This window comes from Variovorax sp. P5_A3, from assembly GCF_056400665.1.
The window spans coordinates 422,544-437,292 of sequence record NZ_JBFUKW010000008.1; the positions used below are offsets into that span (position 1 = coordinate 422,544).

Below are 14,749 nucleotides of genomic sequence, written 5' to 3' on the forward strand. Positions count from 1 at the left end.
GATGCTGCGGCGCACGCTTTTCACGTGCGCCGTGCTGGCGCTGGCCGGCTGCACGATGGGCCCGAACTACCAGCGCCCGGCGGTGGTGACGCCGAAGGCCTTCCAGTACGAAGCCAAAGATGCCGCCGAGACCGCCGACACGCTGTGGTGGCAGCAGTTCCACGACCCGGTGCTGGACCAGCTGATCGACGAGGCGCTGAAGCACAACAGCAACGTGCAGATCGCCGCGACCAACGTCGAGCAGGCGGCAGCCATCCTGACGCAGGCGCGCTCGCAGCTCTTCCCGGCTGTTGGCTACGGCGCCGGGGCGCAGCGCGCGCGCTCGCCCGCGCCGGCCTTCGCCTCGCTGATCCCGAATTACCCGAACCCGGCCTCGGCCTACCAGGCGGCGCTGCAGGTGAGCTGGGAGGTCGACCTGTGGGGCCGCATCCGCCGTCAGTCGGAAGCCGCGTACGCCAACGTGCTGGCGACCAACGAGGCCCGGCGTGGCGTCATCCTGTCGTTGGTGGCGCAGGTGGCCGTCAGCTACCTGCAGTTGCGCGGGCTGGATGCGCAGCTGGAGGTGGCGAACAAGACGCTGGGCACCTACAAGGAATCGGTGGACCTGTTCACGCTGCAGTTCCAGTACGGGCAGGTGTCGATGATGAACGTCGCGCAGGCGCAGTCCCAATACGAGACGGCCGCCGCGCAGATCCCGCTGATCGAATCGCAGATTGCGCAGGCCCAGAGCTCACTGGCCGTGCTGATCGGCCGCGACCCGGGGCCGATCGCGCGCGGCAGGTCGGTGTACGACCTGCAGCTACCGCAAGTGCCGCAGGGTGTGCCCTCGGCGCTGCTGGAGCGCCGGCCCGATCTGCTGCAGTCCGAGCAGCAGCTGATCGCGGCCAATGCGCAGATCGGCGCAGCCAAGGCGTTGTACTTCCCGGCGATCTCGCTCACCGGTGCGTACGGCAATGCCAGTTCCGATTTGTCCAATTTGTTCAGCGGGCCGACCCGGGTGTGGAGCTACGCTGGCTCGGTGGTCGGGCCGATCTTCAGCTTCGGCGCGGTCAGCGGCCAGGTGGCGCAGGCCGAAGCCACGCAGGACGCGGCGTTGCTGAGCTATCAGCTGTCGATCCGCAATGCCTTTGCCGACGTGGACAACGCGCTGGTCGCCAGGCAGAAGCTGCAGGAGCAGTTGGATGCGCAGGTCAAGCTGGTGGCCGCGCTGCAGCAGTACAACGAGCTGGCGCGGCTGCAGTACGACGGCGGCTACACCGGCTACAGCACCGTGTTGCAGGCCGAGCAGGCGCTGTTCCCGGCCGAACTGAACCTGGCCTCGATCCGGGCGCAGCTGTTCGCTTCGGCCGTGAACATCTACAAGGCGATGGGCGGCGGCTGGGTCGCGCAGGCCGACCAGCGCACCGGCAGTTCACCGCCCGATCCGGCGCCCAGTGCGCTGCCGCCGCCGCTGTTCTGACGAAGGCCCCTGAGCAGTCAGCTCGTCAAAACCTGCAGCCATGGCCATCGCGTGCGATACGACGCAGCCTTGTCATTGAACAGATCGCGATGCTGCATCAGTGGATTCATCGTCAGTACGCCGTCGTACAGCATGGAGAGGCCATTCGGCGCATAGAGCTCGTCCGGCCGAACACCGACGCACGTCGCCGGAACAAGGAACCGATCGATTCCATCGCATGCGCTGCGCAATTCCTCGTACGGATGACCGAAGTACGACTCGTACCAGAGATGAACACGCGCCTGGTTCGATGCCTCGACCGTGATGCCGAGATCGCCGAGCGCTTCGTCAACGCGCGCTTGCACGCAACGCTCACCTTCGTCGCTCGTGTCGGTGGCATCGAAATAGAACAGGTCGTAGTCCTTGATGCCCGCCTCCGGCGCGCGGCCGGACCGCAGGTTCCACACCGTTTGAAAGAGGCAACCAGCGACCAGCCATCCGTCCGGAAGGGCCAGGGCTTGCCATCGCTCGAGGATTGCCCGGTTGTTCCGGTTCTTGAGGATGTCAGCGATGAAGCGTTCTTGCATGGCGAAGGCTATTCGAGGACGAGCGTTGGCCGGAGCCAGCCCTGATCAAGCCGGCGCCGCGGGATTCCCGCTCCAGCGCGAAGCAGCCGGGATGCTCTCGCCCTTCATCACCAGCGTCAGCGGGCCGAGTTGCGCGCCGTCGTTCACCGTCGCGCCGTAGAGCACGATGCTGCGCGCGCCGATGCTCACCTTTTTGCCGATGTTCACCTGATGGATTTTCATGACGCGGTCCTCGAACAGGTGGGTCTGGGGACAGCATTGCGCGTTGATTTCGCTGTAATCGCCGATGTGCACGCAATCGAATTCGGTGAGGTCGGTGGTGTCCAGGTACACGCCGCGGCCGATGTGCGCGCCCAGCAGGTTGAAGGCGATCGGCAGCCAGGGCGTGCCGCGCAGGTAGTGCATGAAGTTGGGCACCGCGATGCCCTCGTACAGGTTCGTCGCTGCCTCGGAGAGCCAGACGAAGGGCGTCCACATCGGCACGGCGAGCGGGCGGTAGCGGCGCAGGAAGATCCACTTGAAGAGCGCCACGAACACGAAGGTCGAGAGGCCGAAGATCAGGCCGTCGACGGTGAGGTACCAGGCCACCGCGCCCCAATGCTCGGCAGCCGCCGAGGGCATCACCGCCAGCACGATGCTGTAGCCCGCGGCGATCACCATCGCATGTGGCGCGACGATACGGAAGGCCTCGACCACGGCGCGCCCCAGCCGGCGCACCGGCGATGGATTGAAGGTCAGCGATGCGGGATGGCCGGTCACCGTTTCCCGCGCCGGCAGCCGAATGGCGGGTGAGCCGACCCAGGTGTCGCCGCTGCGCAGCGCCGCCGGATCGGGTGCGCGTCCGAGCACGCCGATCAGCACGTTCTCGGGCAAGGTGGTGCCGTCGGGAAGGTAGGCGCCGTTGCCGACGAAGGTGCGCCGCGAGATGACGGTGGGCCGCATGGACATCCAGCCGCCATCGATCTCTTCGTCGCCCAGGAGCACCGCATCGGCGATGAAGGTGTCGTCGCCGAGCGTGAGCATGTCGGGCACCACGCCGAGCGCGGTCGATATCTCGGCGTTGCGGCCGACCTTGGCCCCGAGCAACCGGTACCACATGGGCGCGAACAACGTGGCGTAGACGCCATGCAGCACCTGCAGGCTCGATTCCTGGATCTGGTTGACCAGCCATTTGCCGCAATAGACGTTGCTGTGCACGGGCCAGCTTCCGCTCTTGAGCCGCGGCAGCACGCTCCAGCGGATGCCCGCGGAGATCAGGGCCGTGAGCACGATCATCACGGCGCCCGCAGGCAGCGCCAGCACGAAGTACTTGAACAACTGCAGCACGGTGGAGCTGGTTTCGAGCCAGGGGAACCGTTCGGTGTCGTCCAGTACGTCGATCAGCATGAAGGTCGGGAACACCGGCAGGAAGAACAGGGCCGCGACCAGCATGGCGCCGCAGAAGAAGAACAGGCCTTCGCCGGCGAGTCGGCGTTTGCTGACCGGCGGGCGCGGGCGCAGCGAGGCGGGGTCGAACGCGCCCGTGTCGCGGGCCGGCGAGCCGCTCCAGATGCGCCCGGCCGGCACCGTCTGGCCGTCGCTGAGTGCGGATTGACCGTCGAGATGGCCCCAGTTCCCGACCCGTGTGTTGCCTTCCAGCACGGCATAGGAACCGATATGGGCCTCTGCGCCGATCTCGATGGGACCGATGAGCAGTTCGCCGCGCTGCACGCGCACATTCTCGAAGTTGACCGCGTTGCCGATGCTGGCACCGTCACCGACCGTCAGCAGATCGGGTGCGCGCAGCTTGATCGAACCGATGCTCACGTTGCTGCCGATGCGCGCGCCCMGCGCGCGCAGCCACCATGCGTGCAGCGAGGAGCCGCTGATGAAGTAGGTCGGCGCGGCATCGACCAGCCGGTCGGCCAGCCACCAGCGGAAATAGGTGAAGCCCCACAGCGGATAGCGGCCAGGCGCCAGTCGGCCCGCGATCAGCCATTTGCCGGCGATCGCCACCACGAACTCGAGCACTGTCGCCGCGAGGAACACGGCGACGGACATCGCGACCGCGTGGGGGATCGAATCCCCCGACCCGCCGGTGTAGAAGTGGTAGGTGAAGAACGGTGCAAGCCACTGCATCATGCGGACGGCCACCAGTGCCGGGATCGCCGCAGCCTGCGCGAGCCCGCAGCGCCAACGGCGCCAGGCCGATGGCGGGGTCCAGTCGGGCACGGGCGTCGCCTGCGTGGCGCCACAGGCGTCCAGCGCGGCGGCGATGCCGCCCACGGTGCGGCGCTGGTAGATGTCACGCACCGTGATCCGGGCGAAGCGGGGGTCGGCACGCAGCACGGACGCGAGCCGCGCTGCCAGCAGCGAATGGCCGCCGAGCTCGTCGAAGAAATCCGCAGAGCGCCGGATCGCGAGGCCGGGAAAGAGTCCGGCCAGGGCCGCGAATAACGCGATCTCGGTCGGGGTCTCGGGTGCGTCCGACCCTTCGGACGGACCCGTCGCCTCGGCCAGCGGCGTCGTCTTGAGCGTCTTGCGATCGATCTTCCCGGAACTCAGGCGCGGCATGTGCGGCAGCACTTCGAAGCGGCCCGGCACCATGTAGGGCGGCAGCCGCGTACCGAGCGCCGAGCGCAGCGAAGACGCCGATACGCCGATGGCACTCTCGGTCACCAGAAAGGCAATCAACTGGTCGACACCCTCGACCTGGCGCAGCACCACGGCCGCAGTGCCGACACCCGGCTGCTGCGCCAGCACGGCCTCGATCTCGCCGAGTTCGACCCGGAAGCCGCGGATCTTGACCTGGTCGTCGGTGCGCCCGAGGCATTGCACGCGCCCGTCCTCGTCGATGCGCGCCAGATCGCCGGTGCGGTAGAGCCGATCGTCGCGCGTGCCGGTCGACCAGGGGTTGCGCAGGAACTTCTCTGCCGTCAGCTCGGCGCGTCCGAGGTAGCCCGACGCGACGCCGGGGCCGGCGATGCACAGTTCGCCGACTTCGCCGCGCGGCAGCAGCCTGAGGCCCTGCTCGACGTCGGGCGCGATGACCAGCAGCGCGTAGTTGGGCAAGGGCCAGCCGATGGTCACGGTCTCGCCCGCGCGCAGTTCGGCCATGCTGGCCGACACGGTCGCCTCGGTCGGGCCATAGCTGTTGAAGATCTGCCGGCCGTCGGCCGCCCAGCGCGCCACCAGTGATGGCGGGCACATTTCGCCGCCGAGGTTGATCAGGCGCAGCCCCGGCACATCGCGATCGAAAAGGGCCAGCAGGGTCGGCACCGCGTGCAACACGCTGATGCGCTGCTCGATCAGGGCCTTGGGCAAGGCCTCGGGGTCGGATGCGATGGCCTTCGGCGCGATCCACAGTGTCGCGCCGACCAGGTAGCTGATCCAGATCTCCTCGAAGGACATGTCGAAGGCAATCGAGAAGCCCTGGTAGACGCGGTCGTCCTGGCGCACGCCCAGCACGGCGTTTTCGCTGCGCAGGAAATGGCAGATGCTGCGCTGTGTGATGGCGATGCCCTTGGGCTTGCCCGTGGAGCCCGAGGTGTAGATAACGTAGGCAGGGTGGCCGGGCAGCGCACCCTGACGACGGTGCAGAGTGGCGTCGGGGGCCTCATCGGCCAGCAGCGCCTCCGCGGTCCAGAGGGGACGGCCGATCGCCGCCAGCCGGGGCGCCAGCGCTGCGCAGCTCACGAGGCCGGCGGCATCGGCGTCGTCGAGGCACACGGCGATGCGTTCGACCGGTGTATCGGCATCCAGCGGGAGCCAGGCGGCGCCCGTCTTGGCGATGGCCAGTTGCATGACCAGGAGGTCGATGCCTCGGGGCAGCCAGAGGCCCACGATGTGGCCGGGACGCACGCCGGCTTCGATCAGCTTCGACGCGGCGCGATCCGCTGCAGCACCCAGTTCTCCGTAGCTCAGCGCCCGCTCGCCGAAGATCAGCGCAGTCTGGGCGGGTATCCGCTCGGCGGTGGCCTCGAACAGGTCGGCGAGGATTTCGGGCCGGAGCAGGTCGGCCCGGTCTGGGCCGTGAACGATATCGGGGGAGTCGGAGGGGGTGGTGCGGGAGAGGGAATCAGGGTTCGTGCGAAACATCGGCAATGCTGGAGTGGCAGAGCGGCCATGTGGCAGCTGGCGATCCAGTCGCCATTGTCCTCCTGGCGGGGGTGGATGCGTACATGCACGCCGGCGATTCTGAAGAAGACCGGAGGATCGGCAAAAATAGCTCGTCGCTTGTGTCTCGCAAGCCACAACAGCGCGTCCCCGATCCCGTCTTTATCAAGCCAGGAGCCCTCCCATGCCCAAAGTCCGCGTCCAAAGCTTCGCCGTCTCCCTCGACGGTTTCGGTGCCGGCCCGAGCCAGGATCTGCAGAATCCGCTCGGCATCCGTGGCCCAGAGTTGATGGAATGGTTCATGCCCACCCGCCTGTGGCAACAGATGCAAGGCATCGGCGAAGGCGAGACGGGCGTCGACAACCGCGTGGCCGAGGAGGGCTTCAAGGGTATCGGCGCCTGGATCCTCGGCCGCAACATGTTCGGCCCGGTCCGGGGCCCGTGGCCGGATGACAGCTGGAAGGGATGGTGGGGCGACGAGCCGCCGTATCACACGCCTGTCTTCGTGCTCACGCATCACGCGCGAGCGCCGCTGGCAATGGCCGGGGGGACGGAGTTCAGGTTCGTCACCGAAGGGATCCATGCCGCGCTCGAACAGGCGAAGGCTGCGGCCGGCGACCTCGATGTGCGGATTGGGGGTGGCGCCGAGACGGTTCGGCAGTACCTGAGTGCGGGTCTGATCGACGAACTCCACTTGGCCGTGCGGCCGGTGCTGCTCGGGAAGGGGGAATCGCTCTTCCAGGGGCTCGATCTCCCGGCCTTGGGCTATGAATGCGCGGAAAGCATCGCGGGCGAACGCGCAACGCACGTCTTCTTGCGCAAGCGATCCTGAGCCCGTTGGCGGCCGCGCGACAATCCCCACCCATGAATCTCAGCAAAGTCTTCGTCCCCGTCGGCGGCCTCGTGCTGCTCGGCGTGGCCTATCGCAGTTACGGGTGGGCGGGCGTGGCGCTCGTCGGCGGTGCCATCGTCATGTTCCTGCTCATGCACTTCAACCGCACGATGCAGGTGCTGAAGCGCGCAGCCGACCGTCCGATGGGCACGGTCGCGAGCGCGGTGATGCTCAACGCCAAGATGAAGCCGAAGTCGACGCTGCTGCACGTGATCGCGATGACGCGCGCGCTCGGCGAGCTGCGTTCGCCGCAGGACGCGCAACCCGAAGTCTTCCGCTGGACCGACGCGGGCGGCTCGTGGGTCGATGCCACTTTCGTCGGCGGAAAGCTCACCGAGTGGAAGCTGGTGCGGCCCGAGCAGCCCGAGGACGATGCGCCTCAGGCCGAGCCGATGGGCGCCGATGCGATCAAGCCGGGCGCGACGGACGCGCTGCGGCCGCCGGTCTAGAACGGCGCCGATTCGTCGGCCAGCTCTTCTGCTTCAGCCTTTGGCTGCGCGGCCGCAGGGGCTGCATCGGCGGATGCAGTGCCCAGGCGCATTTCGCCGCCCAACGCTTCCAGCAGCTCCGGCACGAGTTGGCCGAGTTCGCCCGTCGCGATCGCGGCATCCGCGTCGAAGTTGTCTTCCTTGCCCGACGAGGCCGGCGCATCGTCCAAGGTGCCTTCGAGGAAGACGATCTTGCGGATCTGCAGGCCTTCGGTCAGCTCGAAGGACACGCGGTCGTCCCACGTCATCGCGAGCCGGGTCGGGCGCTTGCCGTCGGCGATGTGCTGGCGCACTTCCTCGATGTCGAGCGGGTGCTTGGCGTAGCGCACCACGGCCTTCGATTCGTCGCTGGCCTTCAGCTCGCATTCGCGGTCGATGGTGAAGCCGGCCGGCGGTTCCTGGCTGGACAGCCATTCGGACATGGCGGCAGCCGGCTCGACCTGCGTGTTGATCAGCGAAACGGCAAATCCGTCGAGCGCCTTCACGAGGTTCGTGACGACTTCATCGGCGCGGGCTGCATTGCTGGAGTTGACGACCAGCCGGCGCGCAGCCGGGTCGATCCACACCGCGACGCGCGCATGGCGGGTGAAGGCCAGCGGCAGCAGCTCGTGGGTGATGTCCTCCTTGAGTTCCTTCTTTTCCTTCTTGCCGGGCTTGCGGCCGGTGGTGGCCTCGATCTGCGCGGCGCGTTCGTCGACCTTGCGACGCACGACCGAAGCCGGCAGCGCCTTGGTTTCGATCATGAATTCGAGCAGCCACTGGCCGCCGATCGATTCGGCGAGCGGGCCATGCTCCTGGCCGCGGGGTTCGACCCAGCCGGCGGACTTTTCCTGCGAGGGGCTGCAGGGGACGAAGCGTTGCGTGCCGAGGCCCTGCTCGACCTGGTCGAGCGACTGCGACCACGTGGCTTCGATGCGGTAGACGATGACGTTCTTGAAGACGGACACTGAAACCCTTTGATGGCTGATTGGCAAAGCTGTGCATTGTCGGTGCGGTGCAATGGGACGCCGCCGTAAAATCGTCAGCTTTTGCGACATACCAACGCCTGAGGACCAAGAACATGAGCGCGCTGCCCCCCGCACTGGACGACCGTGACGGCAAGATCTGGATGGACGGTGATCTCGTGGACTGGCGCGATGCCAAGATCCACGTGCTGACCCACACGCTGCACTACGGGTGCGGCGCCTTCGAAGGCGTACGCGCCTACAACACGGTGAATGGCACCGCGATCTTCCGGCTGGCCGAGCACACCGAGCGGCTCTTCAACAGCGCCAAGATCCTGCGCATGAAGATCCCGTTCACGCCCGAACAGCTCAATGAGGCGCAGAAACAGGTGGTGCGCGAGAACAAGCTCGAAAGCTGCTACCTGCGCCCGCTGGTGTGGATCGGCTCCGAGAAGCTCGGCGTCAGCCCCAAGGGCAACCGCATCCACGCGATGGTCGCGGCCTGGGCCTGGGGTGCCTACCTCGGCGACGAAGGCATGAAGCGCGGCATTCGCGTGAAGACTTCGAGTTTCACGCGCCACCACGTCAACATCACGATGACGCAGGCCAAGGCGGTCAGCAACTACAGCAACTCGATCCTCGCCAACATGGAAGCGCTGGACGACGGCTACGACGAGGCGCTGCTGCTCGATGCGAGCGGTTTCGTCTCGGAAGGCGCGGGCGAGAACGTGTTCGTGGTCAAGGGCGGCGTGGTCTACACGCCCGACCTGTCGGCCGGCGCGCTCAACGGCATCACGCGCAACACGATCCTGCACATCTGCAAGGACCTCGGCGTCGAAGTCGTGCAGAAGCGCATCACGCGCGACGAGATCTACATCGCCGACGAAGCCTTCTTCACGGGCACTGCGGCCGAAGTGACGCCGATCCGCGAACTCGACCGCATCGAGATCGGCATCGGTTCGCGCGGTCCGGTCACCGAGAAAATCCAGAGCGCGTTCTTCGACATCGTGAACGGACGCAATCCCAAGTACGCCCACTGGCTCACGAAAGTCTGAAGACCATGTCGACTCCCAACGCCGCCATCGAACTGCTCGCCAAGGACCTGAACGACCAGGGCGGCGTGTTCTGCCCGAACCCCAAGGCCGACATGCAGCTCTGGAGCGCGCACCCGAAGGTCTATCTCGACGTGGCCCGCACCGGCGAAGCCAAGTGCCCCTACTGCGGTACGGTCTACCGACTCAAAGCGGGCGAAGTGGTGGGGCACCACCACTGAGAGCGGATGATGGTTCGCGGCGCGGCACCAGTCCGCGCCACGAGTCGCCCGGTTCCTGCGCCAGCCGCAGGTAGACCATCGCCACCCACAGGATCGCGAGCCCGATCTGCGCGTCGCGCAGCGCGGAGTTCACGCTGGTGGCGATCAGCACGATCAGCGTGGCGACGAAGGCCAGGCGTCCGGCCAGGTCGTCCCGTCTCCATGCCACCCAGACGCTCACGAGCAGGATCGCCAGCAGGGTCAGCGCGCCGGGAACCCCGCTCTGTGCGCCCATCCACAGGAAGTCGTTGTGGGGCATGTTCTTGTAGTCCAGCAGCTTCGGCCCGCGCAGGTGCCACTGCTCGGTCCAGCCGCCGATGCCCCATCCGGTGAGGGGCCTGTCGATGATCATGCGGGCCGTATCGCGGTACATGTAGTAGCGCACCACCCAGCTGGCTTCCGAGATCTCGCCGGCCTGCGCTGCCTCGATCTCCTGGATGCCGACGGCGAATTTCTGCTGCACGATCGGTGTGTTCCACAGCCCGGCCGCAGCAATGACACCACCGACCATCAGGACCACGGCCAACACCTTGAGTTGCCGGCGCCACTTGTGCACGCAGGCAGCCGGGATGACCAGCAGCAGCGCCAGCAGCGAGGTGCGTGACGGCAGCGTGAACGTGATGATCGCCATCACGGCCACGATCAACGCAGCGGCCGCGACGACCCTTGCCGGGCGATGCTCGGTGAGCCACTTGAGGCCGAACACCGCAGCAGAGGCGGCCATGATGGTGAACAGCAGCGCATTGCTGATGGATTTGTTGCCGATCAGGATCAGCACGCCGCGCCACGGCTCCAGCATCGGGAAGCCGACCGTGTAGTACAGCGCGATCATCACCATGTTCACCAGCCCGATGATCCAGAAGCCGCGGAGGGCCCAGATCGCCTCTTCGCGCGTGAGTGCCAGCGCCATCAATATGGTGGCCGCGATGCGCAAGCCGTGGAAAAGGTTCGACCCGGTCTCGGGATAGTGGCGCCCCACCGCGAGGATGATCAACGTCCACACCACATAGGCCACGACCGGCCACCACATGGGGTTGTTGCGCAACCTGATCGCTCGCTCGCGCAAGCCGCCGGCGGCCAGCAGGGTGACCAGCATCAGGACCGACGCAACGTACGTGACCCCGACCGGCATGAACACCGTGAGCCCCCAGAACATGGCCGCGGGCCCGACGAACTTCGATCTCTGCATGTCCCGAATTCTAGGGGCGGCCTCCGCAGGGGCCGTTGTCGTGAAACGCCGCAGATCCGGCTCTGCCGGTCTGCTGGCGTTGCCCCCGGAAGGGGGTGGGCGGCCACACGAAGTGGGCAAGCCTGGGGGAGAGCTCAATGCGGCAGGGTAATGACGAAACTCGCGCCGCCGCCGGGACGGTCTTCACAGTGGACACTGCCGCCATGGCGCTCGGTGATCGATTTGACCAATGCCAAGCCGAGGCCGACGCCGCCATTGCGCTCGCTGGCACCAGGAAGTCGGTAGAAGGGCTCGAAGATGCGTTCGCGCAGCGCGGCGGGCACGCCGGGGCCACGGTCGTTGACACGAATCTCGGCCTGGCCGGCACGGCTGCCGATTTCCACGCTGGTCTCGCCGGCGCCATAGCGGCGGGCGTTCTCGAGCAGGTTGCGAATCGCCCGGCGCAACAGGCGCGGAACGCCGCGCACCGTGAGGGCGTCGCTGTCGGCGCCTTCCCTGACTTCGAGGTCAGCATCGACGCGGGCGCACTCCTCGGCTGCGAGGCCGGTGAGGTCGACGGTCTCGACGGTGCCCATGTCCGCTTCCTTGGCGTCGAGACGGCTGGCGAGCAGGATCTCGTCGATCAGTTGGTCGAGTTCGGCGATGTTGCGAGAGATCTCCTCTCGCGCCCCCGCCGCGGGACGTTCGCCCATCAGTTCGAGGCCCATGCGGATGCGCGTCAGCGGCGAGCGCAGCTCGTGCGATGCATTGGCCAGCAGCGACTTGTGCGAGTGCACCAGTTGTTCGATGCGGGCCGCGGCGGCGTTGAAGCCGTGCGAGAGATCGGCCACTTCATCCTGTCCCTCTTCGGCGACGCGCACCGACAGATCGCCTTCGCCCCAGCGCTGAACGCCGCGCTGCAGCGACTCCAGCCGCTTCGTGAGCCGGCGCACGATCGGATAGACACCGAGCGCGACGATGACGCCTACCACTGCCACCATCCAGCCGAGTCCGAAGGGCGTGCGCCACGGCGACATCGGCGGAGGACCGATCGCGCGGTCACGCGGCGCCACCTGCAGCGTGACCGCGCGGCCGTCGCCCAGCGTGACGTCGAACTCCAGGCCCTGGCCCGGCACGCGGATGGCCTTGCCGGAGCCGATCTGCTTGTCGTTCGAGTCGAGCACCACCACATCGCGCGGCACCGGCGCCAGCCGTTCGCGTTCGCTCTCGGCGGCTTCGCGGACGATCCAGTTGGCGGTCAGCGTGAGGATGAACACGCCCGCTACGACCGCGAGCCAGATGCGGACATACAGATGCCGCCGGTAGAGCTTGAGGAGCATCGCGTCAGTCTTGCTGCTTGGCGAACACGTAGCCGACGCCGCGCACGGTCAGGATGCGCTTGGGGTTCTTGGCGTCGACCTCGATCGCGGCTCGGATGCGGCCCATGTGGACGTCGATCGACCGGTCGAAGGCTTCGAGCTCGCGGCCGCGCACGGCTTCCATGATCTGGTCGCGCGTGAGTACGCGGCCCGCACGTTCGGCCATCGCGACCAGCAGGTCGAACTGGTAGGAGGTGAGGTCCGCGGTTTCGCCGCTGACTGTGACGCTACGGGCGTTGCGATCGATCTCCAGCGAGCCGAAACGCAGCACCGACGGGGTCCTTGTGTCGGCCGCGCTTTCTCCGCGTCGGCGCAGTACCGCGCGGATGCGAGCGAGAAGCTCGCGTGGCTCGAAGGGCTTCGGCAGGTAGTCGTCGGCGCCGATTTCGAGGCCGATGATGCGGTCCATCGGGTCGCCCTTGGCAGTGAGCATCAGCACCGATACCTTGGCGAGCCCGTTGGGCAGTGCGCGGATACGGCGACAGACTTCCAGGCCATCGGTGTCCGGCAGCATGAGGTCGAGGATGACGAGGTCGGGCGTGCGCTGCTGGAGCTGTTCGAGCCCGCTGGCGCCGTCGGCCGCGTGGGTGAAGCCGAAGCCGGACTGCGTCAGGTATTCGCCCACCATCTGCGCCAGGCGGGTGTCGTCTTCGATCATGAGGAGTTGGGGGGTGCTCATCGTTGGATGTCCTTCGCGCATTGCGCTGCGGTGTGGCCTCGGAGGAAGGCTCAAGTCCTAGATTCTTCTTGCGGCGCCAAGCAGGCTTGAACGCTTCGTAAAGTTGGGTAAACCTTGCGGAAGGCCGCGGCCTTCATCCCGGCTCGAAAAGCATGGCTTCCCGCACGGCGTTCGCTGGAGCCTCGCTCGAATTGTCGGCCAGCACGGCGCGCAAGTCCTCGCTCGCGAGACCGGGGTGACTGCAAGTGGCGCGCTCGAGGATTTCGGCGGCCAGCGCCCGCAGCTGCCGGGCTGAAGCCCGCATGCGTGCCTTGAAGGCGTCGTCGTCGAGCCTGTCGTTCAGGCTGCGATTCAGCTCGGCGAACCACGGCAGGGTGGCCTGGTCGAGCATCACCGGCCGGTTGCGCCGGTGGCTCACTCCCGACCATGCGCGCAGGAAGTCCTGCATGGCGATGTTGAGACGCTGGCACTGCTGCAGCTCTTCGCGCAGGCTGCCCAGCACCGCCATGTCGGTGAGCCGCTGCTGGAAGAAGATCTGCGAGAGCACGCCCCAGTAGTAGGTGTAGTCCCAGATCACCTTCACCGGCAGCACTTCCGGATCGCCGAAGAGCGGGTATTGGTCGGTGTACAGCGCGAGCGTGCTTTCGTAGAAGGAGTGGTAGATCTGGTCGTAGAGCTGCGCGCGGGCCTCCAGCGCATGCCCGACACGGTCGTGCGCGATCAGGTCGGTGATGTAGGTGTTGCCCACGGCGATGAAATCGCTGCCCGGCGAATAGAACGGGTCCAGGAAAAGCCCCGCTTCGCCCGTCAGTGCCCAGCGCCGGCCCGAGAACACCTGCTTGCATCCGTAGGAGAAGTTGCGGAAGAACGCGAAGTCCTGCAGCAGGTGGCGCTTGCCATCGAGGTCGTCGTAGAGGCGTGGTTGCCACCTCCGGAGCCACTCCATGGCCTTGTCGAAGCTGTTCATCGATTCGAGCGGATGCAGGCGCGGGTCTGCGACGATGCCGACCGAGTGAGAGCCGGACGCCAGCGGAATCAGCCAGACCCAGTAGCCCGCGCCGACGAGGTGATTGGTCGAGAGCCATCGCGCCTGCGGCTCGCATCGGGCACGCCACGCAGGATCGTCGGACCAGTCGTCGATCGTGATGCGATCGCCGATGCGGAACCACACCGCATTGCAGTCGTGCGTATTGGCTTGCGCCAGCCCCAGCTTGCGCTTGAGCATGCTGGCGCGTCCGCAGGCATCGACCAGCCAGCGCGCATGGACGACATGGCGTTCGCCATCCTGCGACCACTCGATGCGATGCGGCTGGCGCGCGTCTTTGGCCAGATCGATATGGCGCACCGTCGCGTTGTCGATGAAGCGCACGCCGGCGCGCGCAGCCTCCTCGGCGAGGTAGTTCTCGAAGATGCCGCGATCGATCTGGTAGCTCGGGACCGAGAGGTATCGGCTGGCGCCGATCTCCGTCACCTGGTCGATGTCGCGGCGGCCTTCGCTGAAGAAGAAGCGGAAGCCGAACTTGCGCAACTGCGCGTCGTGCATGTGCGGCTGGAGGCCGAGCACTGTATCGAAGTAGTGCGCGCCGATCTCGACCGACGACTCGCCCACCTTGTGTGTCGCATGCGGCACCGGATGCCCACGGCGCTCCAGCACCACGACGTCGATGTCGGCGAAGCGCTGCTTGAGCTGAAGCGCCAGCGTGAGCCCCGCGAGTCCCCCGCCCATGATCACGACATCGTGCTGGTGGAGGATCGCGGCCATGGGCG

12 protein-coding genes are annotated in these 14,749 nt (G+C 66.8%); 5 read left to right on the forward strand and 7 right to left on the reverse strand.

What is annotated here, in order from left to right:
• Nucleotide 1: 1 nt before the first annotated feature.
• A complete protein-coding gene (locus tag AC1D3B_RS15585; RefSeq protein WP_478191565.1) occupies nt 2-1,459 on the forward strand; it encodes an efflux transporter outer membrane subunit in 1,458 nt (485 codons plus the stop codon).
• A 17-nt stretch (nt 1,460-1,476) separates the two neighbouring features.
• Here AC1D3B_RS15585 and AC1D3B_RS15590 read toward each other — a convergent pair whose 3' ends face one another.
• A complete protein-coding gene (locus tag AC1D3B_RS15590; protein ID WP_478191566.1) occupies nt 1,477-2,025 on the reverse strand; it encodes a nucleotidyltransferase family protein in 549 nt (182 codons plus the stop codon).
• Between the two features lie 45 nt (nt 2,026-2,070).
• Nucleotides 2,071-6,102 carry a Pls/PosA family non-ribosomal peptide synthetase gene (locus AC1D3B_RS15595; protein WP_478191567.1) on the reverse strand — a complete coding sequence of 1,344 codons (4,032 nt, stop codon included), beginning with the start codon at nt 6,100-6,102 and terminating at the stop codon, nt 2,071-2,073.
• A gap of 202 nt (nt 6,103-6,304) precedes the next feature.
• Between AC1D3B_RS15595 and AC1D3B_RS15600 the strand changes: the two genes are divergently transcribed.
• On the forward strand, nt 6,305-6,952 hold the full coding sequence (locus tag AC1D3B_RS15600) for a dihydrofolate reductase family protein (RefSeq protein WP_478191568.1): 648 nt from the start codon (nt 6,305-6,307) through the stop codon (nt 6,950-6,952).
• A gap of 32 nt (nt 6,953-6,984) precedes the next feature.
• Entirely contained in the window at nt 6,985-7,461 is a 477-nt protein-coding gene (locus AC1D3B_RS15605) for a glycerate kinase (RefSeq protein ID WP_478191569.1), read from the forward strand.
• On the opposite strand, the gene AC1D3B_RS15610 is transcribed toward AC1D3B_RS15605, so the two are convergent.
• Nucleotides 7,458-8,447: a recombination-associated protein RdgC gene (locus AC1D3B_RS15610; protein WP_478191570.1), complete on the reverse strand. Its 990-nt coding sequence runs from the start codon at nt 8,445-8,447 to the stop codon at nt 7,458-7,460. The two genes, AC1D3B_RS15605 and AC1D3B_RS15610, sit on opposite strands and share 4 nt — an antisense overlap.
• Nucleotides 8,448-8,560: 113 nt before the next feature.
• Here AC1D3B_RS15610 and AC1D3B_RS15615 point away from each other — a divergent pair, with 113 nt between their 5' ends.
• A complete protein-coding gene (locus AC1D3B_RS15615) occupies nt 8,561-9,499 on the forward strand; it encodes a branched-chain amino acid transaminase (RefSeq protein WP_478191571.1) in 939 nt (312 codons plus the stop codon).
• Nucleotides 9,500-9,504: 5 nt separating this feature from the next.
• Entirely contained in the window at nt 9,505-9,717 is a 213-nt protein-coding gene (locus tag AC1D3B_RS15620; RefSeq protein ID WP_478191572.1) for a zinc-finger domain-containing protein, read from the forward strand.
• On the opposite strand, the gene AC1D3B_RS15625 is transcribed toward AC1D3B_RS15620, so the two are convergent.
• From AC1D3B_RS15625 to AC1D3B_RS15640, 4 genes are all read right to left on the reverse strand, one after another.
• Nucleotides 9,683-10,945: an O-antigen ligase family protein gene (locus tag AC1D3B_RS15625; protein WP_478191573.1), complete on the reverse strand. Its 1,263-nt coding sequence runs from the start codon at nt 10,943-10,945 to the stop codon at nt 9,683-9,685. The two genes, AC1D3B_RS15620 and AC1D3B_RS15625, sit on opposite strands and share 35 nt — an antisense overlap.
• Before the next feature lie 134 nt (nt 10,946-11,079).
• Nucleotides 11,080-12,264 carry a sensor histidine kinase gene (locus AC1D3B_RS15630; protein ID WP_478191574.1) on the reverse strand — a complete coding sequence of 395 codons (1,185 nt, stop codon included), beginning with the start codon at nt 12,262-12,264 and terminating at the stop codon, nt 11,080-11,082.
• 4 nt (nt 12,265-12,268) lie between these two features.
• Nucleotides 12,269-12,982, reverse strand: a complete 714-nt coding sequence (locus tag AC1D3B_RS15635) for a response regulator (RefSeq protein WP_478191575.1) — start codon at nt 12,980-12,982, stop codon at nt 12,269-12,271.
• Between the two features lie 133 nt (nt 12,983-13,115).
• Nucleotides 13,116-14,744 carry an NAD(P)/FAD-dependent oxidoreductase gene (locus AC1D3B_RS15640; RefSeq protein ID WP_478191576.1) on the reverse strand — a complete coding sequence of 543 codons (1,629 nt, stop codon included), beginning with the start codon at nt 14,742-14,744 and terminating at the stop codon, nt 13,116-13,118.
• Nucleotides 14,745-14,749 lie beyond the last annotated feature (5 nt).